Genomic DNA, 22,983 nt, shown 5'->3' on the forward strand with positions numbered 1-22,983 from the left:
GCAGCAATGATTAAGTGCTTCAATTCCATAAAAAATTGTTATCATTGCCGACATGACGACGACTACCCCCCCGACTCCAGGCGTACAACTGCTTGAGGTCTCGCCGGAATATGCCGGCCAGCGCATTGACAATTTCCTTCTCGCTCGGCTCAAGGGTGTGCCCAAGACCTTGATTTACCGCATTTTGCGCAAAGGCGAAGTGCGGGTGAACAAGGGGCGCATCAAGCCCGAGTACAAACTCCAGGCCGGCGATATCGTGCGGGTTCCGCCCGTGCGCGTCCCTGAGCGCGACGAGCCGGTGCCCCTGGCCCAGGGCCTGTTGCAGCGCCTGGAGGCCTCGATCGTTTTCGAAGACAAGGCCCTGATCGTGATCAACAAGCCGGCCGGCATTGCCGTGCACGGCGGCAGCGGCCTGAACTATGGCGTGATCGAGGCCTTCCGCCAGTTGCGTCCGGATGCCAAGGAGCTGGAACTGGTCCATCGCCTGGACCGCGACACTTCCGGCCTGCTGATGATTGCCAAGAAACGCAGCATGTTGCGCCATCTGCACGAGGCGCTGCGCGGCGACGGTATCGATAAACGCTACATGGCCCTGGTCCGCGGTAACTGGGCGGCTTCGATCAAGCAGGTGCGTGCCCCCTTGCTCAAGAGCAACCTGCGCTCCGGCGAGCGCATGGTCGAGGTCAACGAAGAAGGCAAGGAAGCGCTCACGGTGTTCAAGGTGCTGCGCCGTTTCGGTGATTTCGCCACTATGGTCGAGGCCAAGCCGGTCACCGGCCGTACCCACCAGATTCGTGTGCACACCTTGCATGCCGGGCACTGCATTGCCGGTGACAGCAAGTACGGTGACGATGGATTCACCAAGGAAATTCGCGACCTGGGCGGCAAGCGTCTGTTTCTCCACGCCTATATGCTGACCGTGCCGCTGCCCGATGGTGGCGAGTTGAAGTTGCAGGCGCCGGTGGATGAAATGTGGGCCAAGACGGTGGAGCGACTGAGTGCGGTCTGAATACAAGCTGCTGATTTTCGATTGGGACGGCACCTTGGCTGATTCCATTGGTCGGATTGTCGAGGCAATGGGGGTGGCGGCCGCTCGTTCGGGTTTTGTCCTGCGCGATGAAACGGCGGTCAAGGGTATTATCGGTCTCGGTTTGCCGGAGGCGATCTGCACCCTGTACCCGTCGATCAGCGATGAAGAGTTGGTGGTTTTTCGCCAGCACTATGCCGACAGCTACATTGCCCTTGAAACGGTTCCTTCGCCGCTGTTTCCAGGGGTCCTGGAGTCCATGGAAGCGTTTCGCGCCGCCGGCTTCCAGTTGGCGGTCGCGACCGGCAAGAATCGTCGCGGTCTGGACCGAGTGTTGAAGGCCCATGGCTGGCTGGATTATTTCGATATCACCCGCGCTGCCGATGAAACCGCCAGCAAGCCGCATCCGCTGATGCTCGAGGAGATTCTCACTCATTGCGCTGTCCCGGCTTCCCAGGCCCTGATGGTCGGGGATTCGGCGTTCGATTTGCAAATGGCGCGCAATGCTGGCATGGATTCAGTGGCCGTGGGTTATGGTGCCTTGTCGCTGGATGAGTTGCGGGTGTTCGAACCGCGCTTGGCGATTGACAGTTTTCCACAGTTGCATGCCTGGCTCGATGGCCGGGTCAATTGAATTCGTTGGGGTGAGTACGCATGTCTGATGAATGGAGCGCGCCGCCAAAGGCGAATGCCGAATCGGGTCCAGGTGACGACAGGAGCTGGAAGCTGCTGGAAAAGACCCTGCTGGCCGGTGTGCAGGAGCAGCGGCGCTCGCGGCGCTGGGGGATCTTCTTCAAGTTGTTGACCTTTGTGTATCTGTTTGGCGCGCTGGTGATGTTCTCGCCGCTGATCAATCTGGAGAAGAGCGCCAGTCGCGGGGCGCACTACACGGCCCTGATCGAAGTGCGTGGGGTGATCGCGGACAAGGAGTCGGCCAGTGCCGACAATATTGTCGGCGGTCTGCGCACGGCCTTCGAGGATCCCAAGGTCAAGGCGATCATCATGCGCATCAACAGCCCGGGCGGCAGTCCGGTGCAGTCGGGTTATGTGTTTGACGAGATTCGTCGCCTGCGTGGCCTGCACCCGGACACCAAGGTGTATGCGGTGATTTCCGATGTCGGTGCGTCCGGGGCCTACTACATCGCCAGTGCGGCGGATGAGATCTATGCCGACAAGTCCAGCCTGGTCGGTTCCATTGGTGTGACGGCGGCCGGCTACGGTTTTGTCGGTGCCATGGAGAAGTTGGGTGTTGAGCGGCGTGCCTACTCCTCAGGGGAGCACAAGGCGTTTCTTGATCCGTTCCAGCCGGAGAAGGCTGACGAGACCAAGTTCTGGCAGGGTGTGCTGGACACCACTCACAACCAGTTCATTGCCAGTGTGAAGAAGGGTCGTGGTGACCGCCTGAAAGATAAGGACCACCCGGAGCTGTTTTCCGGCTTGGTCTGGTCCGGCGAGCAGGCGCTGCCGCTGGGGTTGATCGATGGCCTGGGCAGTGCCAGTTCGGTGGCGCGGGATGTGATCGGCGAGAAGGAACTGGTGGACTTTACCGTTCAGGAGTCGCCTTTCGATCGCTTCTCGAAAAAGCTCGGTGCCAGCGTCGCGGAGCAGTTGGCGATGTGGATGGGCTTCCAGGGGCCGACCTTGCGCTGATATTCGTGCGGCAATAAAAAAACCGGTCGCCCATGACCGGTTTTTTTATTGGTGGAGCGCAGGGGGATGTAGCAGCAAGCTTGCTCGCGATCAGTCGGCAGGCTGAGGGGCTTGCAATGAAAAGATTACGGAATCTGCACACCCTCGGCCAGCAGCATGTCCACAAGGCGAATCAGAGGCAGTCCGATCAGGCTGGTGGCATCCGGCCCTTCCGTGCTCTGGAACAGGCTCACGCCCAATCCCTCGGCCTTGAAGCTGCCGGCGCAGTCATAGGGTTGTTCGGCCTGCAGGTAGCGTTCGATGCGCTCGACCTCCAGGCTGCGCATCTGCACGCTGAAGGGGACGCAGTCCACCTGGCATGCGCCGGTCCGGCTGTTGAGCAGGGCCAGGCCGGTGAGGAAGCTGACGCGGCTGCCGCTGGCGGCCAGCAGTTGTTCGCGGGCCTTCTCGAAGCTGTGGGGCTTGCCGAGTATCCGTCCGTCGAGTACCGCGACCTGGTCCGAACCGATGATCAGGTGCGCCGGATGATGGGCGGCCAGGGCCCGGGCCTTTTCCTCGGCCAGGCGTTTGACCAGTTCGATGGCCGCTTCGCCAGGGTGCTGGCTTTCGTCGATATCCGGCGAGGCGCAGGTGAAAGGCAGGCGCAGGCGGGTCAGCAATTCCCGGCGATAAGCCGAGCTTGAGGCAAGTAACAAGGGCAGCATGCGGTTCTCCTGAAGAAGGCCGCCGATTCTAGTCGGCTCGCCAGCTGACGGACAGGGCCTAATTTCCTTTGACAGTGGCAGGGTGCATCCCTAGAATGCTGCGCCTATGTTGAATGACCCGATTCCACCTCACGTTGACCCGCGCAAATTGGCTGATCGTGGCACCACCCTTCAAGGTGAGCTGCTGCTGGCCGATTTGGAGAGACTCTGCGACTCGCTTTCCGACACTGTCGGTACGGTGCAGGCTAAATTCGTTTTTGAACGAGATGAACGTAAGGCCGTGATGATTCACAGCTTTATCGACACCGAGGTCAAAATGGTTTGCCAGCGTTGTCTTGAGCTGGTCACCCTGCCGATCCACAGCGAATGCAGTTATGCTGTGGTGAAGGAGGGTGCGAATACCCAGTCGTTGCCGAAAGGTTATGACGTGCTGGAACTGGGCGAAGATCCTTTGGATCTGCAGGCATTGATCGAGGAAGAGCTTCTGCTCGCCTTGCCCATTGTGCCTGCTCATCATCCGGAAGAATGCCAGCAGCCGGCGGGGCTCGATGAGCCCGAACCGAGCGAGGACGAGGTAACGCGGTCCAACCCGTTCAGTGTATTGGCGCAGTTAAAGCGTGACCCAAACGTTTAGGAGTTAATCAATTATGGCTGTTCAGCAGAACAAAAAATCCCGCTCCGCCCGTGACATGCGTCGTTCGCACGACGCCCTCGAGGCAAGCACCCTGTCCGTGGAAAAGACCACCGGTGAAGTTCACCTGCGTCACCACGTATCGCCAGAAGGCGTATACCGTGGCCGTAAAGTGATCGACAAGGGCGCTGACGAGTAAATCTTGTCCGCTCAGATCATCGCGATCGACGCAATGGGCGGGGACTTCGGTCCCCGCAGCATTGTCCAGGCCAGTATTGCCTGCCTGTCTGCTACGCCTTCGCTGCACCTGACCCTTGTCGGTCAACCTTCCCAGCTTGAACCCCTGGTCCCCAGTCATCCGGCTGTGGATCGCGCGCGCCTGACGATTACTCCCGCCAGCGAAATCATCACCATGGACGAGCGTCCGTCCCAGGCCCTGCGGGGCAAGCCGGATTCGTCGATGCGCGTGGCCTTGCAACTGCTGCGCGATGACAAGGTCCAGGCCTGTGTCAGCGCCGGCAATACCGGTGCCTTGATGGCCTTGTCGCGGCATGTGCTGAAGACCCTGCCGGGGATCGATCGTCCGGCGATGGTTGCGGCCATCCCGACCCAGCGCGGCTATTGCCAGTTGCTGGACCTGGGGGCGAATGTCGATTGCAGTGCCGAGCATCTGTTCCAGTTCGCTGTGATGGGCGCGGTGGCCGCCGAGGCCCTGGGCGTGGTGCGGCCGCGTGTCGCGCTGCTGAATGTCGGCACCGAGGACATCAAGGGTAATCAGCAGGTCAAGCTGGCGGCGATCCTGTTGCAGCAGGCGCGAGGGTTGAACTATATCGGCTTCATCGAAGGCGACGGGCTGTATCGCGGCGAGGCCGATGTGGTGGTGTGCGACGGTTTTGTCGGCAATATCCTGCTCAAGTCCAGCGAAGGCCTGGCGACCATGATCGCCACGCGGATCGAGGCGCTGTTCAGGCAGAGCCTGGCCTCGCGGCTGGTCGGTGCCCTGGCCTTGCCGCTGCTCAAGCGCCTGCAGGCCGACCTCGCCCCGGCGCGGCATAATGGCGCGAGTTTTCTCGGCTTGCAGGGCATTGTCATCAAGAGTCATGGCTCCGCCGGGGTCGAGGGTTTCCAGAGCGCGATTGCGCGAGCCCTGATCGAGATCCAGGAAAACCTTCCCGAGCGCCTGCACGGTCGCCTGGAGGCGCTATTGCTTTAGGCGTTTTCCCGTGGGAATGCTTAAATGTGACCGCTCAGTTCAATCAGCCATCCAAACTGACAGTTTCTTGCGTCCGCCACGGCGGGACGTCAATTCTTCGACGACAAGATCATTAGGGGCTTGTTACATGTCTACATCCCTCGCATTCGTCTTTCCAGGACAGGGTTCGCAGTCCCTCGGCATGCTCGCCGAGCTGGGCGCGCAATACCCGCTGATCCTGGAGACCTTCAAAGAAGCCTCCGCCGCCCTGGGCTATGACCTCTGGGCGCTGACCCAGCAAGGGCCGGAAGAGCAACTGAACCAGACCGACAAGACCCAGCCGGCCATCCTCACCGCCTCCATTGCCTTGTGGCGCCTGTGGCTGGCCGAAGGCGGTGCGCGTCCGGCCTACGTCGCCGGCCACAGCCTGGGCGAGTACAGCGCGCTGGTCGCCGCCGGCAGCCTGAGCCTGGGTGATGCGGTGAAGCTGGTGGAACGCCGTGGTCAACTGATGCAAGAAGCGGTTCCGGCCGGGCAGGGCGCCATGGCGGCGATCCTCGGGCTGGACGATGCCGATGTGATTGCCGCCTGTGCCGAATCGGCCCAGGGCGAAGTGGTCAGCGCAGTGAACTTCAACTCGCCAGGCCAGGTGGTGATCGCCGGGGCCAAGGCCGCCGTCGAGCGCGCCATGGATGCCTGCAAGGCCAAGGGTGCCAAACGCGCCTTGCCGCTGCCGGTCAGCGTGCCGTCGCATTGCGAACTGATGCGCCCGGCCGCCGAGCGCTTTGCCGAATCCATTGCCGCCATCGACTGGCAGGCACCGCAGATCCCGCTGGTGCAGAACGTCAGTGCCCAGGTGGCGCCGGACCTTGCGACCCTCAAGCGCGACCTGCTGGAACAACTCTACAAGCCGGTGCGCTGGGTCGAGTCGGTCCAGTGCCTGGCGGCCAACGGTGCCACTGAACTGGTCGAATGCGGCCCCGGCAAGGTGCTGGCCGGCCTGAACAAGCGTTGCGCCGACGGCGTCAACACGTCCAACCTCAATACCCCGGATGCCTTCGCCGCCACGCGCGCGGCGCGGGCCTGAATCAGGAGAAGCCTGCATGAGTCTGCAAGGTAAAGTTGCACTGGTCACCGGCGCCAGCCGTGGCATCGGCCAAGCCATCGCCCTCGAGCTGGGGCGTCTTGGTGCCGTGGTCATCGGTACCGCGACCTCGGCCTCGGGCGCCGAGCGGATTGCCGCGACCCTCAAGGAGCATGGCATCCAAGGCACCGGCCTGGAACTTAATGTAACCAGCGATGAGTCGGTTGCCGCGGTCCTGGCGAGCATCAGCGAGCAGTTCGGAGCGCCGGCGATCCTGGTCAATAATGCCGGTATCACCCGCGATAACCTGATGATGCGAATGAAAGATGACGAGTGGTACGACGTGGTCGATACCAATCTCAACAGTCTGTTCCGCCTGTCCAAGGGTGTTCTGCGTGGGATGACCAAGGCCCGTTGGGGGCGAATCATCAATATTGGTTCGGTTGTGGGTGCCATGGGCAACGCAGGCCAAGTAAACTATGCAGCAGCCAAGGCCGGCCTCGAAGGTTTCAGCCGTGCATTGGCGCGTGAGGTCGGTTCGCGCTCGATTACGGTAAACTCGGTGGCTCCAGGGTTCATCGACACCGATATGACCCGCGAATTGCCCGAGGCGCAGCGTGAAGCCTTGCTGACGCAGATTCCGCTGGGTCGTCTGGGCCAGGCCCAAGAGATCGCGCAAGTGGTCGCTTTTCTGGCGTCGGACGGTGCGGCTTACGTGACTGGGGCTACAATCCCGGTGAACGGCGGGATGTACATGTAATTCAAATGTGACGGATTGCTTCAAAAAAATGTCATACCAGCTGTCTAAAATCCGTTATAAAGCTGCAACTTATTGAGAGGCAGAGGGCAAAGGGGGACAAAGGCTGAAGCTTTCGGTTGAAAAGCTGAAAAGCCTTTCTATACACTTACCCACCGGCCAGCTGCCTGAATTTTTCCATTAGGAGTGAAAACAAGGTATGAGCACCATCGAAGAACGCGTCAAGAAAATCGTTGCCGAGCAACTGGGCGTCAAGGAAGAGGAAGTGACCAACAAAGCTTCCTTCGTTGAAGACCTGGGTGCCGACTCCCTTGACACCGTTGAGCTTGTGATGGCTCTGGAAGAGGAATTCGAGACCGAAATCCCTGACGAAGAAGCTGAAAAAATCACTACCGTACAAGCCGCTATCGATTACGTTACGGCCCATCAGGCGTAATAGTTTGTAATCGTTGCCTGCTGTCATGGAAAAACCGCACTGCCACCACGGCGTGCGGTTTTTTCTTTAGGTGTGAGGCAAAGTGTCGTCAACAGGATAAAGGAGAGTGCTGTGTCGCGTAGACGCGTCGTAGTCACCGGTATGGGGATGTTGTCGCCATTGGGTACCGATGTTCCGAGTACCTGGCAAGGCATTCTGGCTGGCCGTAGTGGCATTGGTCTGATCGAACACACGGACCTTTCTGCCTATACCACCCGTTTTGGCGGCTCGGTAAAAGGTTTCAATGTCGAAGAGTATTTGTCGGCCAAAGAAGCCCGCAAACTCGACCTGTTCATTCAATACGGCCTGGCAGCCGGTTTCCAGGCGGTGCGTAATGCCGGTCTCGAAGTCACCGATGCCAACCGTGAGCGCATCGGCGTGGCCATGGGTTCGGGTATTGGCGGTCTGACCAATATCGAGGAAACCTGCCGCACGCTGCACGACCAGGGCCCACGGCGGATTTCGCCGTTCTTCGTGCCCGGTTCGATCATCAATATGATTTCCGGTTTCCTGTCCATCCATCTGGGGGCCCAGGGACCGAACTATGCCATTGCGACGGCCTGCACCACGGGCACCCACAGCATCGGCATGGCGGCGCGCAACATTGCCTATGATGAAGCCGATGTGATGATTGCCGGCGGTGCCGAAATGGCCGCCTGCGGTCTCGGCATGGGCGGCTTCGGCGCCTCGCGCGCGCTGTCCACGCGCAATGACGAGCCGGCCCGTGCCAGTCGTCCGTGGGACAAGGGGCGTGACGGTTTTGTCTTGTCCGACGGTGCCGGCGCCCTGGTGCTCGAAGAGCTGGAGCATGCCAAGGCCCGTGGCGCGACCATCTACGCCGAGCTGATTGGCTTCGGTATGAGCGGTGACGCCTACCATATGACTTCGCCACCCGCTGACGGTGCCGGTGCGGCCCGTTGCATCACCAACGCGATGCGCGACGCGAAGCTGAACCTGGATCAGGTGCAGTACATCAATGCCCATGGCACCTCGACCCCGGCCGGCGACCTGGCCGAAGCCGAGGCGATCAAGCGGGTGTTCGGTGAGCAGGCCTACAAGCTGGCGATCAGCTCGACCAAGTCGATGACCGGTCACCTGTTGGGCGCCGCCGGTGCCATCGAGGCGATTTTCAGCGTGCTGTCGATTGCCGACCAGGTGGCACCGCCGACCATCAACCTCGACGAGCCCGATGAAGGCTGCGACCTGGATTTCGTGCCCCACGAAGCCCGGCGCATGCCTATCGATGTGGTGCTGTCCAACTCCTTCGGTTTTGGCGGTACCAACGGCTCCCTGGTGTTCCGCCGGTTCGCCGGATGATGGAGAGCTGGGTCGACGGCCGGCCGGGCGATGCGTTGTCCCTCAAGGACCGCGGCCTGGCCTACGGCGATGGTCTGTTCGAGACCTGCGCCGTCAAAGGCGGTCGGCCGCTGCTGCTCGAGCGGCACCTGCAACGCCTGGCTGAAGGCTGTCGACGCCTGGGTATCGCGGCGGATCAGCCGTTGGTTCGCCGCGAGTTGCTTGCCTACGCTGCCGCACTCGGGGAGGGCGTGCTCAAGCTGATCGTCACCCGTGGCGACAGCCAGCGCGGCTACGCGACATCGGCACAGGCGTTGCCGCGGCGTCTCCTGCAAGGCAGTCCCTCGCCGACTTATCCACAGGCCTACGCGCAGCAGGGTATTGGCCTTTTTCCCTGTACCACGCGTTTGTCCGAACAGCCCTTGCTGGCCGGGCTCAAACATCTCAATCGCCTGGAGCAGGTCCTGGCCCGTGCCGAATGGCAGGATGCCGAACATGCCGAAGGCCTGATGCTCGACACCTCGGGTCGGGTGATCGAGGGTGTGTTCAGCAATCTGTTTCTGGTCAGTCGGGGTGTGCTCTTTACCGCTGATCTGAGCCGTTGCGGGGTGGCGGGGGTGATGCGCGCGCAGTTGTTGGAAGAAGCGCAGGCGCTGGCGATCCCTGTCGATATTTCCGACATCAGCCTGGAGCAATTCCGGCAAGCTGATGAAGTCTTTCTCTGTAATAGTGTCTACGGTGTCTGGCCTGTTCGGGCTTTTGCCGACCTGAGCTGGTCGGTTGGCCCGCTCACCCGTAAACTGCAAGGCATTGCCCGCGCGCTATTGGAAGTCTGAATTGAGACGTAAATTCTTGCTGCTGCTGCAAACCGTTCTGGTGCTGACCGGTTTGCTGCTGGGCGGTTCTGCCTGGAAGCTGTATTCGGCGCTGGAGCAGCCCCTCAACCTGACGCAGGAACAGCTACTGGATGTCCCGGCCGGGGCAACACCGACCGGCACCTTCAATCGCCTCGAGTCCGAAGGTTTGCTCAAGGACGCCTTCTGGTTGCGCCTCTACTGGCGCTTCAACCTGGCCGGCGTGCCGTTGCACAGTGGCGAGTACCGACTCACGCCGGGCATGGATGTGCGTTCGCTGCTGTCCCTGTGGCAGCGCGGCGAAGTGGTGCAGTACAGCCTGACCCTGGTCGAAGGCTGGAATTTCCGCCAGGTACGTGCGGCTCTGGCCAAGAACGAAAAGCTTCAGCAGACCCTGGCCGGTCTCAGTGACAGCGAGGTCATGACCAAGCTGGGACACAAGGACGTGTTCGCCGAAGGTCGCTTCTTTCCTGACACCTACCGCTTCGTGCGTGGCATGACCGATGCCGAGCTGCTGGAGAAGGCTTATGACCGCCTTGATAGTGTCCTGGCCCAGGAGTGGCAGAAACGTTCCCCTGATGCGCCTTACACCGAGCCTTACCAGGCCCTGATCATGGCTTCGCTGGTGGAAAAGGAAACCGGCGTGCCCCAGGAGCGTGGCCAGATCGCCGGGGTATTCGTGCGTCGGATGCAGCAGGGCATGTTGTTGCAGACCGACCCGACGGTGATCTACGGCCTGGGCGAGCGTTACACCGGCAAGCTCACCCGTGCCCACTTGCGTGAGGCCAACCCCTACAATACCTACATGAACGCCGGCTTGCCGCCGACGCCGATTGCCATGGTCGGACGCGAGGCGCTCCATGCCGCGTTGAACCCGGTGCCGGGCAACAGCTTGTATTTCGTCGCGCGTGGCGACGGCAGCCATGTCTTCTCCGACGACCTGGACTCCCATAACAACGCGGTGCGCGAGTTCCAGCTCAAGCGCCGCGCCGATTACCGCTCCAGCCCCGCGCCGACTTCTGCTCCGGTAACTGCGCCTGCGCCGACGGTGCCGGCTTCTGCTCCGGCAACGGCGCCTGAGCCGACGGCTCCGACTGCCGCCCCGGCGACAGCGCCGGCCCCCGACGCGTCCGAGCCGGCGCCGAAACCCGCGGCGGCACCGGTTGTCGAACCTGTGCCCGCGGCCACCGACGCCGAGGCGAAAGACTCGCAATGACCCTGATTAAGGATTGCCCGTGACTGGCTTGTTTATCACCCTGGAAGGCCCGGAAGGTGCCGGCAAAAGCACCAACCGCGATTACCTGGCCGAGTGCCTGCGGGCCCAGGGCGTTGATGTCCTGCTGACCCGCGAGCCCGGCGGTACCCCGCTGGCCGAACGGATCCGCGAACTGCTGCTGGCGACCAGCGACGAGGCCATGTGTGCCGATACCGAGCTGTTGTTGGTATTCGCCGCGCGCGCCCAGCATCTGGCCATGGTGATTCGCCCGGCGCTGGCCCGTGGCGCGGTGGTGCTGTGCGACCGGTTTACCGATGCCACCTATGCCTACCAGGGCGGTGGTCGTGGCCTGTCCCAGGAGCGTATCGCCACTCTGGAAAGTTTTGTCCAGGGCGAGCTGCGCCCGGACCTGACCCTGGTCTTCGACCTGCCGGTGGAAGTCGGTCTGGCCCGTGCCAGCGCCCGCGGTCGGCTGGACCGTTTCGAGCAGGAAGGTCGGGTGTTTTTCGACGCCGTGCGCAGCACCTACCTGAAACGCGCCGCCGCCGATCCGTCGCGCTACCGGTTGGTGGATGCGGCCCAGTCGCTGGCCCAGGTGCAACGATCCCTCGACCGCCTGCTGCCGGAAATCCTGGAGCGGCACCGTGGCTGAAGCCTATCCCTGGCAGGACGGCCTCTGGCAGCAGATGGCCGGACGCCCACAGCATGCCCATGCCTATCTGTTGCATGGCCCGGCGGGTATCGGCAAGCGCGCCCTGGCTGAACGGCTGATGGCGCTGCTGCTGTGCAAGAGCCCGGTGAATCTCAATGCCTGCGGGCACTGCAAGTCTTGCCTGTTGCTCAACGCCGGCAGCCATCCGGACAATTACATCCTGGAACCGGAAGAAGCCGACAAGGCGATCAAGGTCGACCAGGTCCGTGACCTGGTCAGCTTCGTGGTCCAGACCGCGCAACTGGGCGGGCGCAAGGTGGTGCTGATCGAGCCGGTGGAGTCGATGAACATCAACGCCGCCAACGCCTTGCTCAAGAGTCTTGAGGAGCCTTCCGGTGATACCGTGCTGTTGTTGGTCAGCCACCAGTCCAGCCGGTTGTTGCCGACCATCCGCAGCCGTTGCGTGCAACAGGCCTGTCCGCTGCCAAGCGAGGCCATGAGCCTGCAATGGCTGGCGACGGCGTTGCCGGACAGCAGCGCGCAAGAACGTATCGAATTGTTGACCCTGGCGGCGGGCTCGCCCCTGGCCGCGGTCAGCCTCCAGGCCCAGGGCGTTCGCGAACAGCGGGCGCTGGTGGTCGACGGAGTGAAGAAATTGCTCAAGCAACAGCAATCGGCTACCCAGTTGGCCGAAGGGTGGAACGCGATCCCGCTGTTGTTGCTGTTCGACTGGTTCTGCGATTGGTCGAGTCTGATCCTGCGCTATCAACTGACCGAGGATGAAGCCGGCCTGGGGCTGGGGGACATGCGCAAGGTGGTGCAATACCTGGCGCAGAAAACTGCCCGGGACAAGGTGTTGTCGATCCAGGACTGGATTCTCGCCCAGCGCCAGAAGGTCTTGAGCAAGGCCAACCTCAACCGGGTGCTGTTGCTCGAAGCGCTGTTGGTGCAATGGGCAGCTTTACCTACCCAACACTGAGGCGATGGGCCTAGAATCGGCTATCTGCATGACCGGAGCGAGTATGAACGAACCCATTGGTCCCGGCCCGCGCAACGGTATCCTGTCCCTGACCATCAAGGACAAGTCCGTGTTGTACGCGGCGTATATGCCTTTTATCAAGAACGGCGGCTTGTTCATCCCCACCTCAAAAAACTATAAGTTGGGCGACGAGGTGTTCATGTTGCTCAACCTGATGGACGAACCGGAAAAGATCCCGGTCGCCGGCAAGGTCGCCTGGATCACCCCCAAGGGGGCCCAGGGCAACCGTGCGGCGGGAGTCGGCGTGCAATTCAACGACGGCGACAATACCGCCCGCAGCAAGATCGAAACCCATCTGGCCGGTGCCCTGAAGTCCGACCGTCCCACTCATACGATGTAGTTGTCGCCTTTTATGCTTGTAGATTCCCATTGCCACCTCGACCGTCTTGATCTCGCCGAACATTCGGGCTCCCTCGATGCCGCGCTCGACGCGGCGCGCCAGCGCGGGGTGGGGCACTTCCTGTGCATTGGTGTAAGTGTCGACAATGCCGCCGACGTGAAGGCCCTGGCCGAGCGTTATGCCGATGTCGATTGTTCGATCGGCGTGCACCCGCTGGACGTCAAGCCCGACGCCGCGCCAGCGCTCGATTGGTTGCTGCGCGAGCTTGAGCATCCAAAGGTCGTGGCCATTGGCGAGACCGGCCTGGATTATCACTACGAGCCCGAGGCGGCCGAACTGCAGCAGGCATCCTTCCGTTTGCACCTGCAAGCGGCCGGGCAGACCGGCAAGCCGGTGATCGTCCACACCCGTGGCGCACGTGCCGATACCCTGGCGTTGCTGCGCGAGGCGCAACTGCCCCAGGCCGGCGTACTGCATTGCTTCACCGAAGACTGGGAGATGGCCAGGGCCGCACTCGACCTGGGTTTCTACATTTCCCTCTCGGGCATCGTTACCTTCCGCAATGCCGATGCCTTGCGCGACGTCGCGCGGCAAGTGCCGGCCGATCGCCTGCTGGTGGAAACCGACTCGCCGTACCTGGCGCCGATTCCCCATCGCGGCAAGCCCAACCTGCCGCAGTATGTGCGCGAGGTCGCCGACTACCTGGCGATGCTGCGCGGGGTGCCCTACGAGCAGTTCGCCGAGCAGACCACCGCGAACTTCAAGCGCCTGTTTCCGTTGGCGCATGTGCGCTCTGCCTGAGCGCGAGATACCTGTAGAAGCGGTGCTTGTGTGGGAGCGGAGCTTGCCCGCGAAGCTTTTGGCGATCTTGAAGGCCTCTTCGCGGGCAAGCTCCGCTCCCACGCAAGCCCGGCTTCGACAAGGTTGGATGTTTTGCTCAAATCATGGGCAAAAAAAACCCGGGCTCTGGGGGGGGAATCCGGGTTAAGACCATTAGGAGTAAAACAAAGGCACACGATCCTTCGGCACCTTTATCAACGCGTCACTTGGGGGAGATGTCGCGCCGACACTTCAAGTATTGGTCAGGATCGCCCGACGTCCAGTTACCATTGCTTATTTTTTAAACAGATTTGGAATACAGGCACTTCTATTGAGTTCTCTTCGTGCCAGCTGGCTTTTTCGTGGCCGACGACAGCGACGATCCATGACTGTGGCGAAGCCTTTCTGACCGAGGCGGCCTGATTCGTCGACAGTGAAAACGAAAAGCCTCGGATGATTCGTGCAATTTGGCGCGAGTCAGGCATAATACTTGGCTTCGATTTTGCCCCTACAGACCTTTTCTTATGCATAAAGAACCCCGTAAGGTCCGTGAGTTTCGTCGCCGCGAGCAGGAAATTCTCGATACCGCGCTAAAGCTGTTCCTCGAACAAGGTGAAGACAGTGTCACCGTCGAGATGATCGCGGATGCCGTCGGTATCGGCAAAGGCACCATCTACAAGCATTTCAAATCCAAGGCGGAAATCTACCTGCGCCTGATGCTCGACTACGAGCGTGATTTGAACGAGCTGCTGCACTCGGCGGATGTCGACAAGGACAAGGAAGCCCTGTCCAGGGCCTACTTCGAGTTCCGCATGCGCGATCCCCAGCGCTATCGCCTGTTCGACCGCCTGGAGGAAAAAGTGGTCAAGGGCCACCAGGTGCCGGAGATGGTCGAGGAGCTGCACAAGATCCGCGCCTCCAACTTCGAACGCCTGACCCTGCTGATCAAGGGCCGCATCAGCGAAGGCAAGCTCGAGGACGTGCCGCCGTACTTCCACTACTGCGCCGCCTGGGCCCTGGTGCATGGCGCTGTCGCGCTGTACCACTCGCCGTTCTGGAGCAATGTGCTGGAGGATCAGGAAGGGTTCTTCCAGTTCCTGATGGATATCGGCGTGCGCATGGGCAACAAGCGCAAGCGCGATCCCGAAACACCGGTCACCTAACCCTCTGCGCCTGTGCGCGGCGTATACTTGGCAGAGTTCTGCAGGAGTCGGCTGACGTGATTCAACTTGAAGTCCGCGTCGCCTGAATCGCCGGCAAGCCGGCTCCTACGGATAGGACTTGTCAAAGCTTGATTTTTGAGTCAAGTTTTGCGCGTTCCACCGTCCATCGCCGGAGTGTTCCATGATCGTTGATCGTCAAGGCAGGCGTTTTCGCAACCTGCGCATCAGTCTGACGTCCGCCTGCAACTACGCCTGTACCTACTGCGTGCCCAATGGCAAGCGGCTGGTGGCTGCCCAGGATGAGCTGTCGGCGCAGGCCATGGCGCGTGGCGTGGCCTACCTGATCGAGGCGGCGGGGATCGAGCGCTTGCGCATCACCGGTGGCGAGCCGCTGGTCAGCCCGAAGCTGGAAGCCTTTATGGGCGCGGTCGGCCAGATGGGCCTGGAAGACATCAGCCTGACCACCAACGGCCAGTTGCTCGCGCGCAAATTGCCACTGCTGGTGGACGCCGGGATCAAACGGATCAACGTTTCCCTCGATACCCTGGACGCCAGCGCTTTTCGCAGCATCGCCCGTGGTGGCGACCTGGCCAGCGTGCTCGACGGCATGACCCAGGCGCGGGCGGCGGGGCTGAAGATCAAGGTCAATATGGTGCCGTTGCGCGGACAGAACCTGGATCAGGTGATGCCGCTGCTGGATTACTGCCTTGAGCACGGCTACGAGCTGCGCTTTATCGAACTGATGCGCATGGGCCACCTGGCCAGTGACGGCAATGCCTTTCTCCAGCAGTTCGTCAGCCTCCAGCAGTTGCTCGGCCTGATTGGCGAGCACTACGAATACCTGCAGGCCGATGCGCCGGTGGATGCCACCGCGGTGCGTTATGCGATTCCGGGACGCGGTCACTTTGGGGTGATCGCCAACGAAAGCGTGCCGTTCTGCCGGACCTGTTCGCGCTTGCGACTGTCGTCCACCGGTTGGCTGCATGGCTGCCTGTCGTCGAGCAACCGGCATTATGTCGGCGACCTGCTCGACAAGCCTCGCCACGAGGCGCTGCCGGCGTTGCAGCGGCTGCTGGTCAAGGCCTTGGGCGACAAGCAGGAAGTGGCCTTCTCGGGCGGCGCAACGGTGATGAAGATCATCGGCGGCTGACCACAGCTTTGAGAACACTGGCGATTTAATTGTGGGAGCGGAGCTTGCCCGCGAAGAGGCCCTTGAGACCACCAAAAGCTTCGCGGGCAAGCACCGCTCCCACAGGTTTACATCATCTTCCTGGCTGATCTGGCGCGGAAGCTGCATCCACGCGACTAATCGCCGGTTTTCCGTCACCGGCCTCTGGAGGGTGGGATGCGTAGCCTGGTTGTGCTGCTGGCGTTTTTGACGCTGGGCGGCTGCATGAAAGTCAGTGATATGGGGGAAGGTGTCCGCTATGAGATGAGCGATGCCGGGCTGCTCGACCATAGCGATACGCACCGGATCCACTCATTCCGCCTCCAGCCGGACTCCTTTATCTATATTGCCCAGGGCTCCTTCACGCCACCCGGCAGTGCCTACCCGCGCCCCAATGTGGTGGCTGAAGAAGCGTTCAATGGTTTCATCGAGTACTTCCCCATGGTGCGCCGCGCCCGTGGGCCCCTCGGCCTGGACCAGGCCATGGCCGAAGCCCGTTCCGCCGGCGCGCACTACCTGCTGTACACACGCTTCGCCAAGGCTGACGACCGTATCGGCAACTCCGACGAATGGGCCGACCAGCAATCCGTCGACCGCCTGGGCGTGGATACCGGGGTGATCCAGATCATGTTGATCGAGACCGGCACCCAATACCTGATCGACACCGCGCGGATCAAAAGCCGTGGTGGCTTGCTGACGTTCCACAACAACAAGCCCGAAGACCTGATTGCCGCGCCCTTGGCCGAATATGCGCGTAGTCTGTTGGGCATAGGTGAACAGTGGATGTCGGATTGAGTATGAGCGAGCCGGGCAAGGCCAACGACCTGTTGGCACAAATTCCCAAGACGGAAAAGGGCCTGCCGCCGGTCCACTTGTGGAATCCACCGTTCTGCGGCGATATCGACATGCGTATTGCCCGTGACGGCACCTGGTATTACCAGGGCACGCCGATTGGCCGCAAGCCGATGGTCAAGCTGTTCTCCACCATCATGCGCCGCGACGGCGATGATTATTTTCTGATCACGCCGGTGGAAAAGGTCGGGATCAAGGTCGACGATGCGCCTTTTGTCGCGGTGACCCTGGAGGTCGAAGGGCAGGGCGAGGCACAGCAGCTGCGCTTTACCACTTATGTCGATGAGCAGGTGACGGCCGGTCGCGACCATCCGATCCGGGTGGTGATCGATCCGATCAGCCAGGAGCCGGCGCCTTATGTGCATGTACGCACTAATCTTGAAGCACTGATTCACCGCAATGTGTTCTACCAACTGGTGGAGCTGGCGGTGAGCCGGCAAATCGACGGCCAGTCCTGGCTGGGCGTGTGGAGCGGCGGCGAGTTTTTTCCGATCGGCCTCGAGCCTGAATGATTTCCGCCTGTCGGCGATGGCACCCTGAAGAACACCACCATTCATCTCCCTGAAACATAAATCTCTTGCGTCCCCAGGTCTGTTTCGGTTATCAATTTGTACATGATTAGACATGTCCGATTTGATAAGAAAAAAAAGGTGGTCGATGAGCTGATCCGGCGCATCGAGAGCGGTCTTCTTGAAGACGGCTTGCTGTTGCCGGGTGAACATCAGTTGGCCGAAGAATTCTCAGTGAGCCGTGGCACGCTGCGCGAGGCTTTGGCCGAGCTCAAGCGGCGCAACTATATCGCGACCCAGAGCGGCGTGGGCTCCATTGTCACCTACGATGGCATGCCCCTCGACCAGCGCGCCGGCTGGGCCCAGGCCCTGGCCGACAGCGGGGCGCTGATCAACACCGAGGTGTTGCGCCTTGAAGCGGTGGTGCGACCGGAGCTGTTCAGTCGCTACGGCACCGAACAGTTCATCGCCCTCGATCGGCGCCGGCGCAATACCGAAGGCACCGCGGTCTCCCTCGAACACTCACTGATACCGGCCAACGGCGGCCTGGAAGGCCTGCCCCGTGTCGGCCTGATCGACAATTCCCTGACCATTACCCTGGCGGCCTACGGTTATGTCGGTGAGCGCGGCGATCAATGGATCGGCGCCGAACCGCTGTCCGCCGAAGATGCCGAGCTGCTCGGGCGTCCCCCGGGCACGGTGTTTCTCAAGGCCTTGCGCACCACCTACGACAAGCAGGGACGTTTCATGGAGCAGGTCGAAAGCCTGCTCGATCCGCTGCATTTCCGCCTGCACCTGGCGTTCGGAAACCCGACATGACCCCGATTCATCGTGCCCTCGGCGCCTTCTATGGTCTTGCCCTGGGCGACGCCCTGGGCATGCCGACCCAATCCCTGAGCCGTGCCCAGATCCAGGCCCGTTTCGGCAGCATCACCACGCTGGTCGACGCCGGTCCCGACCAGCCGATCGCGCCGAACATGCCCGCCGGCTCCATCACCGACGACACCGAACAGGCGATCCTGGTCGGGCAGTTGCTGATTGACGGCCACGGTCATATCGAACCGGCCCTGTTGGCCGAGCGCCTGATCGCCTGGGAAGCGACGATGCAGGCCAAGGGCTCGCGGGATCTGCTCGGACCGTCGACCAAGCGTGCCATTGAAATGATCCTGGCCGGCCACAGCCCTGAGGAAGCCGGGCGCTATGGCACCACCAACGGGGCGGCCATGCGTATCACACCGGTGGGTATCGCCGCCGATATCGCCCAGCCTCGGCGCTTTCTCGAGGCGGTGATCGAGGCCTGCCAGGTCACCCACAACACCAGCCTGGGGATCTCCAGCGCCGCGGCTGTCGCCGCAGTGATTTCCTGCGGCCTCAATCGCCTGAGCCTGGAACAGGCGCTGGATATTGGCACCGAGATGGCCCTTACCGCCGAACAGCATGGTCATTGGGTTGCCGGCGGGCGCCTGGGGCCGCGGATTCGCTGGGCTCGTCAGCTCAGCCGCGATTGCCCCGGCAGCGAGCTGGCCGACCTGCTGTATGACGTGGTCGGCACCTCGGTCGCTTCCCAGGAATCGGTGGTGGTGGCCTTCGCGCTGGCGCAACGGGTCGCGCTCGGCAAGCTCAACGCCTTCGACGCGCTCTGTCTGGCCGCCAGCATCGGCGGCGACACCGACACCATCGCCGGCATCCTCGGCGCCATGCTCGGGGCTTGCGACGGCCTGGACTGCTGGCCCGCCGAGATGATTGCGAAAGTCATCGAAGTCAATGCACTGGAACTGGTGCCATTGGTTCAGGGGCTGATCGCCCTGCGCAACGCCTGACACATAACAACACGCAATGGACTGCAGACGAAGGGGGCCCGGAAGTGGCCCAGGGTTTTCTACACCTTCCGCACTGCCCAACAATCACAACAATTGGCATCAGGAGCTGAATACCATGACCTCATCAAATGCCGGACAAACTGCCGGCCAACTGGAAACCCGTGGCATAGAGCCGGTCCCGGAAGCCGAGTGCAACGGTCATCCGCTGCAACTGTTCTGGGTCTGGTTCGCGGCCAACATCAGTATTCTCGGCCTGCCGCTGGGGGCGACCCTGGTGGCCTTTCGCGGGCTGGCGATCTGGCAGGCGATCATCGTCGCGATTCTCGGCGCGGCGGGTTCCTTCGCCGTGGTGGGGATCATCTCCATCGCCGGGCGTCGTGGGCATGCGCCGAGCCTGACCCTGTCGCGGGCGATCTTCGGCGTGCGCGGCAATATCGGCCCGACCATCGTTTCGCTGATGTCGCGCCTGGGTTGGGAAACGGTCAACACCACCACCGCGGCGTTCGTGCTGCTGTCGTTGTGTTCGATCCTGTTCCACTCGCCGGTAGAGGCCAAGAGCGCGCCGCTGCTGACACTGCTGTTTATCGCCATCTTCGTGCTGCTGACCCTGTCGGTCTCGGGCCTGGGACATGCCACCTTGCTGGTGATCCAGAAGTGGGCGACCTATGTCTTCGGTGCCCTGAACATCCTGGTGGGCGGTTTCCTCTGCGCGACCATCGACTGGAGCGCGGTGTTCAACGCCACCCCGGCACCGATGAGCGCGATGCTGATCGGCATCGGCACCATGGCGGCGGGCACCGGGATCGGTTGGGCCAACGCCGGCGCCGACATGTCGCGCTACCAGCACAAGAGCGTCAAGGCGGTCCGCCTGGTGGCCTCGGCGGCCTTCGGCGCGGGTATCCCGCTGGTACTGCTGATCACCCTCGGCGGCCTGTTGTCGGTGGGCAACCACGACCTGGCCCAGGCGACGGACCCGATCATCGCGATCCGCGACATGCTGCCGACCTGGATGGCCGTGCCGTACCTGATCACCGCATTCGGCGGGCTGCTGTTGTCGAACAACCTGTCGGTGTACTCGGCGGGTCTGACCACCTTGACCCTGGGCCTGAAGGTCAAGCGCGTGCACGCGGTGATCGTCGATATCGTCGCGATCTTCGCCGGCTCCATCTACTTCATGTTGATCGCCGACAGCTTCTACGGCCCGTTCATCACCTTCATCTCGCTGCTGGCTGTGCCGATCACCGCCTGGGTCGGGATCTTTGTGGTCGACCTGGTGCATCGCCAGTACTACAGCGCCAGGGACCTGCTGGACGTCAGTCCGAGCAGTGCCTACTGGTATAGCGGCGGTATCGAATGGCGCGCCTTCGGCGCCTGGGCCGTGGCGATTGTTCTGGGCTTCAGCTTCACCACCATCGGCACCACCGCCGAGACCCTCTGGTTCCGCGGTTTCCTTTCCGACTCCTGGCTGGGTCACAACGGCCTGGGTTGGATCGTCACCTTCCTGGTAGCCGGCGGTATCTACGCCGTGCTCGGCGGTGCGGCGGATCGCCGTGCGGCCTTTGTAGAGAATGCCAATGGCTAAGTTGCTGCATACCGGCCAGGTCATGGTTGACCTGGTCATGTCCCTCGACCAACTGCCGGTGAGCGGTGGCGACACGCTGGCGAATGCCGCCAGCTTCGAAGCCGGCGCCGGTTTCAATGTCATGGCCGCGGCCCGACGCAACGGTTTGCCGGTGGTCTATCTCGGGCGCCACGGTAACGGGCGCTTTGGTGAGATCGCCCGCCAGGCGATGGCGGCGGAGGGGGTCGAGATCGCCCTTGAGCGCGATGGCGAGAAGGACACCGGGCTTTGCGTGTCGCTGACCGAAGCCAGTACCGAGCGCACCTTTATCTCCTATATCGGTGCGGAGGGCGGTATCTCGGCGCAAGAGCTGGCGAGGGTCTCGGTGCAGGCTGACGACTACGTCTATGTCAGCGGCTACAGCTTGCAATACCCGGACAAGGCGCCGGCGCTGCTGGAGTGGGTGTTGGCCTTGCCGAAGGCGGTGACCGTGGTGTTCGATCCGGGTCCCCTGATCAACTCGCCGGACGCGGCAACCATGGCGGCATTGTTGCCGCGTATCGATATCTGGACCAGCAACAGCGTCGAATCCCTGCGCTTTACCGGTGCGCAGGATATTGCCGGCGCCCTCGACAGCCTGACCGAGCGCCTGGCCACCGGCGCGCTGCTGGTGGTGCGTGACGGTCCGAACGGTTGCTGGGTCAGCCGGGCGGGGGAGCACCGGCATGTGCCCGGTTTCCAGGTGCGGGCGGTGGACAGCAACGGCGCGGGCGATGCCCATTCCGGTGTGTTCCTCGCCGGACTGGCGGCGGGGCTCGATGCCGCCCTGGCGGCCCGTCGCGCCAATGCGGCGGCGGCCCTGGCGGTCACCCGCTGGGGGCCGGCGACTTCGCCGGGGATGCAAGAAGTGGATGCAATGCTGGCTGAAGGCTGAATCCGGCTCCTGTAGGAGCAAGCTTGCTCGCGATCCGCCGGCAGGCGGGGATTTTGGTGGCGCTCCGTGGATCGCCATCGCCGGCAAGCCGGCTCCTACAGGGATGGAGTGCGCCAGTGAAGCTGTAAGGAAATCCGGTGATAGATAGTGATTTTGCTTTCGTCCGGAAGACGAAACACTGGAAACCCATACGCCAGCTGTTCTACCCTAGCGCGTTGGCTACCTTTGCGACGCCTGGACCCGGCCTGTGTGCACCGGCTCACCCGGCGCATGAGAAGGTAGCGTGTTCTTCCGACCTCTGTGACGACGCCCGTGAAACTCATCATTATCGCTATCTACGTCTTGTCTATCGCGTACGTACACCTGCGCGGCAAGGTCCGGCACAAGCTGGGCCGACAACTGAGTGACCACTCGACCTTCCTGGCCCCGATCAACTGCTTCCTCTACCTGTTCTCCAAGGTGCCGAGCCGTCCGTATCTGGATCCGGCCGACTTCCCCGAACTCAAGCCGCTACAGGACAACTGGCAGGAAATCCGCACCGAAGCCCTGGCCCTGCTGCGTGCCGGTGAGATCAAGAAGTCCGAGACGCCCAACGACGTGGGCTTCAACTCTTTCTTCAAGACCGGCTGGAAGCGTTTCTACCTCAAGTGGTACGGCGACAACCATCCCTCCGCCGTCGAGCTGTGCCCGCGCACCACGGAACTGCTCAACAGCATCGGCAGCATCAAGGCCGCGATGTTCGCCGAGTTGCCACCGGGTTCGCGCCTGGTTCGCCACCGCGACCCCTATGCCGGCTCCTTGCGCTATCACCTGGGCCTGGAGACGCCGAACGATCCGGGCTGCTACATCAACGTCGACGGCCAGGACTACCACTGGCGCGACGGCGAGCCGGTGATGTTCGACGAGACCTTTATCCACTACGCCGAAAACAAGACCGAGCAGAATCGCGTGATCCTGTTCTGCGATGTCGAGCGTCCGTTGAAGTATCGCTGGGCGACTGCGTTCAACCGCTGGTTCAGCCGCAATGTGATGTCCGCCGCCGCCTCGCCGAATGATGCGAACGACAAGACCGGTGGGATCAACAGGTTCTTCACCAAGATCTACGGCATTCGCCTGCGGGGCAAGGAATTGAAGAAGCGCAATCGCACACGCTATTACCTGGAAAAGTGGGCGATCTTTGGCGGCTTGCTGGCGCTGTTCCTGCTGATCTAGTTTCTGCCGTGGCCTGACGAATTCGGCC

General features: G+C 61.9%; 26 protein-coding genes. 25 read left to right on the top strand and 1 reads right to left on the bottom strand.

Annotation, left to right across the window (positions count from 1 at the left end; translation table 11 throughout):
• Nucleotides 1–52 precede the first annotated feature (52 nt).
• Genes rluC through M5B99_RS14250 form a run of 3 tightly spaced genes read left to right on the top strand, consistent with a single transcriptional unit; the run spans nt 53 to nt 2,677 of the window.
• Entirely contained in the window at nt 53–1,009 is a 957-nt protein-coding gene (rluC, locus tag M5B99_RS14240; protein ID WP_103496768.1) for a 23S rRNA pseudouridine(955/2504/2580) synthase RluC, read from the top strand.
• Nucleotides 999–1,661, top strand: coding sequence for an HAD-IA family hydrolase (locus M5B99_RS14245; RefSeq protein WP_248804611.1), 663 nt, complete (start codon nt 999–1,001; stop codon nt 1,659–1,661). The genes rluC and M5B99_RS14245 overlap by 11 nt, the downstream gene beginning before the upstream one ends.
• 20 nt (nt 1,662–1,681) lie before the next feature.
• Entirely contained in the window at nt 1,682–2,677 is a 996-nt protein-coding gene (locus tag M5B99_RS14250) for a S49 family peptidase (RefSeq protein WP_248804612.1), read from the top strand.
• A 125-nt stretch (nt 2,678–2,802) separates the two neighbouring features.
• Here the strand turns inward: M5B99_RS14250 and M5B99_RS14255 are convergent, their stop codons facing one another.
• The gene (locus M5B99_RS14255) at nt 2,803–3,381 is read right to left on the bottom strand and encodes a Maf family protein (protein WP_248804613.1); all 579 of its coding nucleotides are present in this window, start codon (nt 3,379–3,381) and stop codon (nt 2,803–2,805) included.
• A gap of 106 nt (nt 3,382–3,487) precedes the next feature.
• Here M5B99_RS14255 and M5B99_RS14260 point away from each other — a divergent pair, with 106 nt between their 5' ends.
• The 22 genes from M5B99_RS14260 (at nt 3,488) to lpxO (ending at nt 22,955) form a co-directional block, all read left to right on the top strand.
• Nucleotides 3,488–4,015: a YceD family protein gene (locus tag M5B99_RS14260; protein ID WP_100940760.1), complete on the top strand. Its 528-nt coding sequence runs from the start codon at nt 3,488–3,490 to the stop codon at nt 4,013–4,015.
• A gap of 13 nt (nt 4,016–4,028) precedes the next feature.
• Entirely contained in the window at nt 4,029–4,211 is a 183-nt protein-coding gene (gene rpmF, locus M5B99_RS14265; RefSeq protein WP_003179396.1) for a 50S ribosomal protein L32, read from the top strand.
• Nucleotides 4,212–4,214: 3 nt separating this feature from the next.
• Nucleotides 4,215–5,225, top strand: a complete 1,011-nt coding sequence (plsX, locus tag M5B99_RS14270) for a phosphate acyltransferase PlsX (RefSeq protein ID WP_263860513.1) — start codon at nt 4,215–4,217, stop codon at nt 5,223–5,225.
• Between the two features lie 127 nt (nt 5,226–5,352).
• Nucleotides 5,353–6,291 carry an ACP S-malonyltransferase gene (fabD, locus tag M5B99_RS14275; RefSeq protein WP_248804614.1) on the top strand — a complete coding sequence of 313 codons (939 nt, stop codon included), beginning with the start codon at nt 5,353–5,355 and terminating at the stop codon, nt 6,289–6,291.
• 16 nt (nt 6,292–6,307) lie between these two features.
• On the top strand, nt 6,308–7,048 hold the full coding sequence (gene fabG, locus M5B99_RS14280; RefSeq protein WP_121133400.1) for a 3-oxoacyl-ACP reductase FabG: 741 nt from the start codon (nt 6,308–6,310) through the stop codon (nt 7,046–7,048).
• A 196-nt stretch (nt 7,049–7,244) separates the two neighbouring features.
• Nucleotides 7,245–7,481: an acyl carrier protein gene (gene acpP / locus M5B99_RS14285; RefSeq protein ID WP_248797004.1), complete on the top strand. Its 237-nt coding sequence runs from the start codon at nt 7,245–7,247 to the stop codon at nt 7,479–7,481.
• A 111-nt stretch (nt 7,482–7,592) separates the two neighbouring features.
• Nucleotides 7,593–8,837 carry a beta-ketoacyl-ACP synthase II gene (fabF, locus tag M5B99_RS14290; RefSeq protein WP_248804615.1) on the top strand — a complete coding sequence of 415 codons (1,245 nt, stop codon included), beginning with the start codon at nt 7,593–7,595 and terminating at the stop codon, nt 8,835–8,837.
• A complete protein-coding gene (gene pabC, locus M5B99_RS14295; RefSeq protein ID WP_248804645.1) occupies nt 8,837–9,652 on the top strand; it encodes an aminodeoxychorismate lyase in 816 nt (271 codons plus the stop codon). Before fabF ends, pabC begins: the two co-directional genes overlap by 1 nt.
• A 1-nt stretch (nt 9,653) precedes the next feature.
• Nucleotides 9,654–10,886 carry an endolytic transglycosylase MltG gene (gene mltG / locus M5B99_RS14300; protein ID WP_248804616.1) on the top strand — a complete coding sequence of 411 codons (1,233 nt, stop codon included), beginning with the start codon at nt 9,654–9,656 and terminating at the stop codon, nt 10,884–10,886.
• Between the two features lie 19 nt (nt 10,887–10,905).
• Entirely contained in the window at nt 10,906–11,538 is a 633-nt protein-coding gene (gene tmk, locus M5B99_RS14305) for a dTMP kinase (protein ID WP_248804617.1), read from the top strand.
• Nucleotides 11,531–12,517 (top strand): DNA polymerase III subunit delta', encoded by a 987-nt coding sequence (locus M5B99_RS14310; RefSeq protein WP_248804618.1) that lies wholly within the window; start codon nt 11,531–11,533, stop codon nt 12,515–12,517. Before tmk ends, M5B99_RS14310 begins: the two co-directional genes overlap by 8 nt.
• 43 nt (nt 12,518–12,560) lie before the next feature.
• Entirely contained in the window at nt 12,561–12,917 is a 357-nt protein-coding gene (locus M5B99_RS14315) for a PilZ domain-containing protein (protein WP_248804619.1), read from the top strand.
• 12 nt (nt 12,918–12,929) lie between these two features.
• Nucleotides 12,930–13,718 carry a TatD family hydrolase gene (locus M5B99_RS14320; RefSeq protein ID WP_248804620.1) on the top strand — a complete coding sequence of 263 codons (789 nt, stop codon included), beginning with the start codon at nt 12,930–12,932 and terminating at the stop codon, nt 13,716–13,718.
• Nucleotides 13,719–14,260: 542 nt separating this feature from the next.
• Nucleotides 14,261–14,899 carry a TetR/AcrR family transcriptional regulator gene (locus M5B99_RS14325; protein ID WP_191485062.1) on the top strand — a complete coding sequence of 213 codons (639 nt, stop codon included), beginning with the start codon at nt 14,261–14,263 and terminating at the stop codon, nt 14,897–14,899.
• Nucleotides 14,900–15,080: 181 nt separating this feature from the next.
• The gene (locus M5B99_RS14330; protein WP_248804621.1) at nt 15,081–16,049 is read left to right on the top strand and encodes a GTP 3',8-cyclase MoaA; all 969 of its coding nucleotides are present in this window, start codon (nt 15,081–15,083) and stop codon (nt 16,047–16,049) included.
• Between the two features lie 195 nt (nt 16,050–16,244).
• Nucleotides 16,245–16,862, top strand: a complete 618-nt coding sequence (locus tag M5B99_RS14335; protein WP_248804622.1) for a DUF4823 domain-containing protein — start codon at nt 16,245–16,247, stop codon at nt 16,860–16,862.
• 2 nt (nt 16,863–16,864) lie between these two features.
• Complete coding sequence (locus M5B99_RS14340) at nt 16,865–17,431, top strand: DUF1285 domain-containing protein (protein WP_248804646.1); 567 nt, start codon at nt 16,865–16,867, stop codon at nt 17,429–17,431.
• Nucleotides 17,432–17,533: 102 nt separating this feature from the next.
• Nucleotides 17,534–18,247: a GntR family transcriptional regulator gene (locus tag M5B99_RS14345; RefSeq protein WP_248804623.1), complete on the top strand. Its 714-nt coding sequence runs from the start codon at nt 17,534–17,536 to the stop codon at nt 18,245–18,247.
• On the top strand, nt 18,244–19,248 hold the full coding sequence (locus M5B99_RS14350; RefSeq protein WP_248804624.1) for an ADP-ribosylglycohydrolase family protein: 1,005 nt from the start codon (nt 18,244–18,246) through the stop codon (nt 19,246–19,248). The genes M5B99_RS14345 and M5B99_RS14350 overlap by 4 nt, the downstream gene beginning before the upstream one ends.
• A gap of 115 nt (nt 19,249–19,363) precedes the next feature.
• Nucleotides 19,364–20,830: a purine-cytosine permease family protein gene (locus M5B99_RS14355; protein ID WP_248804625.1), complete on the top strand. Its 1,467-nt coding sequence runs from the start codon at nt 19,364–19,366 to the stop codon at nt 20,828–20,830.
• Nucleotides 20,823–21,743, top strand: coding sequence for a PfkB family carbohydrate kinase (locus M5B99_RS14360; RefSeq protein WP_248804626.1), 921 nt, complete (start codon nt 20,823–20,825; stop codon nt 21,741–21,743). The genes M5B99_RS14355 and M5B99_RS14360 overlap by 8 nt, the downstream gene beginning before the upstream one ends.
• A gap of 312 nt (nt 21,744–22,055) precedes the next feature.
• Nucleotides 22,056–22,955, top strand: a complete 900-nt coding sequence (gene lpxO, locus M5B99_RS14365; protein ID WP_248804627.1) for a lipid A hydroxylase LpxO — start codon at nt 22,056–22,058, stop codon at nt 22,953–22,955.
• Nucleotides 22,956–22,983: the final 28 nt, after the last annotated feature.

This window comes from Pseudomonas sp. MWU13-2100, from assembly GCF_023242365.1.
In the GTDB taxonomy this organism is placed as follows: Bacteria; Pseudomonadota; Gammaproteobacteria; order Pseudomonadales; family Pseudomonadaceae; genus Aquipseudomonas.

What these genes read in the sequence shown, in the direction of transcription:
- rluC (WP_103496768.1), top strand. Translation starts at nt 53, where the DNA reads ATGACGACGACTACCCCCCCGACTCCAGGCGTACAACTGCTTGAGGTC.
- M5B99_RS14250 (WP_248804612.1), top strand. Translation starts at nt 1,682, where the DNA reads ATGTCTGATGAATGGAGCGCGCCGCCAAAGGCGAATGCCGAATCGGGT.
- M5B99_RS14255 (WP_248804613.1), bottom strand. Translation starts at nt 3,381, where the DNA reads ATGCTGCCCTTGTTACTTGCCTCAAGCTCGGCTTATCGCCGGGAATTG.
- M5B99_RS14260 (WP_100940760.1), top strand. Translation starts at nt 3,488, where the DNA reads ATGTTGAATGACCCGATTCCACCTCACGTTGACCCGCGCAAATTGGCT.
- rpmF (WP_003179396.1), top strand. Translation starts at nt 4,029, where the DNA reads ATGGCTGTTCAGCAGAACAAAAAATCCCGCTCCGCCCGTGACATGCGT.
- fabD (WP_248804614.1), top strand. Translation starts at nt 5,353, where the DNA reads ATGTCTACATCCCTCGCATTCGTCTTTCCAGGACAGGGTTCGCAGTCC.
- fabG (WP_121133400.1), top strand. Translation starts at nt 6,308, where the DNA reads ATGAGTCTGCAAGGTAAAGTTGCACTGGTCACCGGCGCCAGCCGTGGC.
- acpP (WP_248797004.1), top strand. Translation starts at nt 7,245, where the DNA reads ATGAGCACCATCGAAGAACGCGTCAAGAAAATCGTTGCCGAGCAACTG.
- pabC (WP_248804645.1), top strand. Translation starts at nt 8,837, where the DNA reads ATGGAGAGCTGGGTCGACGGCCGGCCGGGCGATGCGTTGTCCCTCAAG.
- M5B99_RS14315 (WP_248804619.1), top strand. Translation starts at nt 12,561, where the DNA reads ATGAACGAACCCATTGGTCCCGGCCCGCGCAACGGTATCCTGTCCCTG.
- M5B99_RS14320 (WP_248804620.1), top strand. Translation starts at nt 12,930, where the DNA reads ATGCTTGTAGATTCCCATTGCCACCTCGACCGTCTTGATCTCGCCGAA.
- M5B99_RS14325 (WP_191485062.1), top strand. Translation starts at nt 14,261, where the DNA reads ATGCATAAAGAACCCCGTAAGGTCCGTGAGTTTCGTCGCCGCGAGCAG.
- M5B99_RS14330 (WP_248804621.1), top strand. Translation starts at nt 15,081, where the DNA reads ATGATCGTTGATCGTCAAGGCAGGCGTTTTCGCAACCTGCGCATCAGT.
- M5B99_RS14335 (WP_248804622.1), top strand. Translation starts at nt 16,245, where the DNA reads ATGCGTAGCCTGGTTGTGCTGCTGGCGTTTTTGACGCTGGGCGGCTGC.
- M5B99_RS14340 (WP_248804646.1), top strand. Translation starts at nt 16,865, where the DNA reads ATGAGCGAGCCGGGCAAGGCCAACGACCTGTTGGCACAAATTCCCAAG.
- M5B99_RS14345 (WP_248804623.1), top strand. Translation starts at nt 17,534, where the DNA reads ATGATTAGACATGTCCGATTTGATAAGAAAAAAAAGGTGGTCGATGAG.
- M5B99_RS14350 (WP_248804624.1), top strand. Translation starts at nt 18,244, where the DNA reads ATGACCCCGATTCATCGTGCCCTCGGCGCCTTCTATGGTCTTGCCCTG.
- M5B99_RS14355 (WP_248804625.1), top strand. Translation starts at nt 19,364, where the DNA reads ATGACCTCATCAAATGCCGGACAAACTGCCGGCCAACTGGAAACCCGT.
- M5B99_RS14360 (WP_248804626.1), top strand. Translation starts at nt 20,823, where the DNA reads ATGGCTAAGTTGCTGCATACCGGCCAGGTCATGGTTGACCTGGTCATG.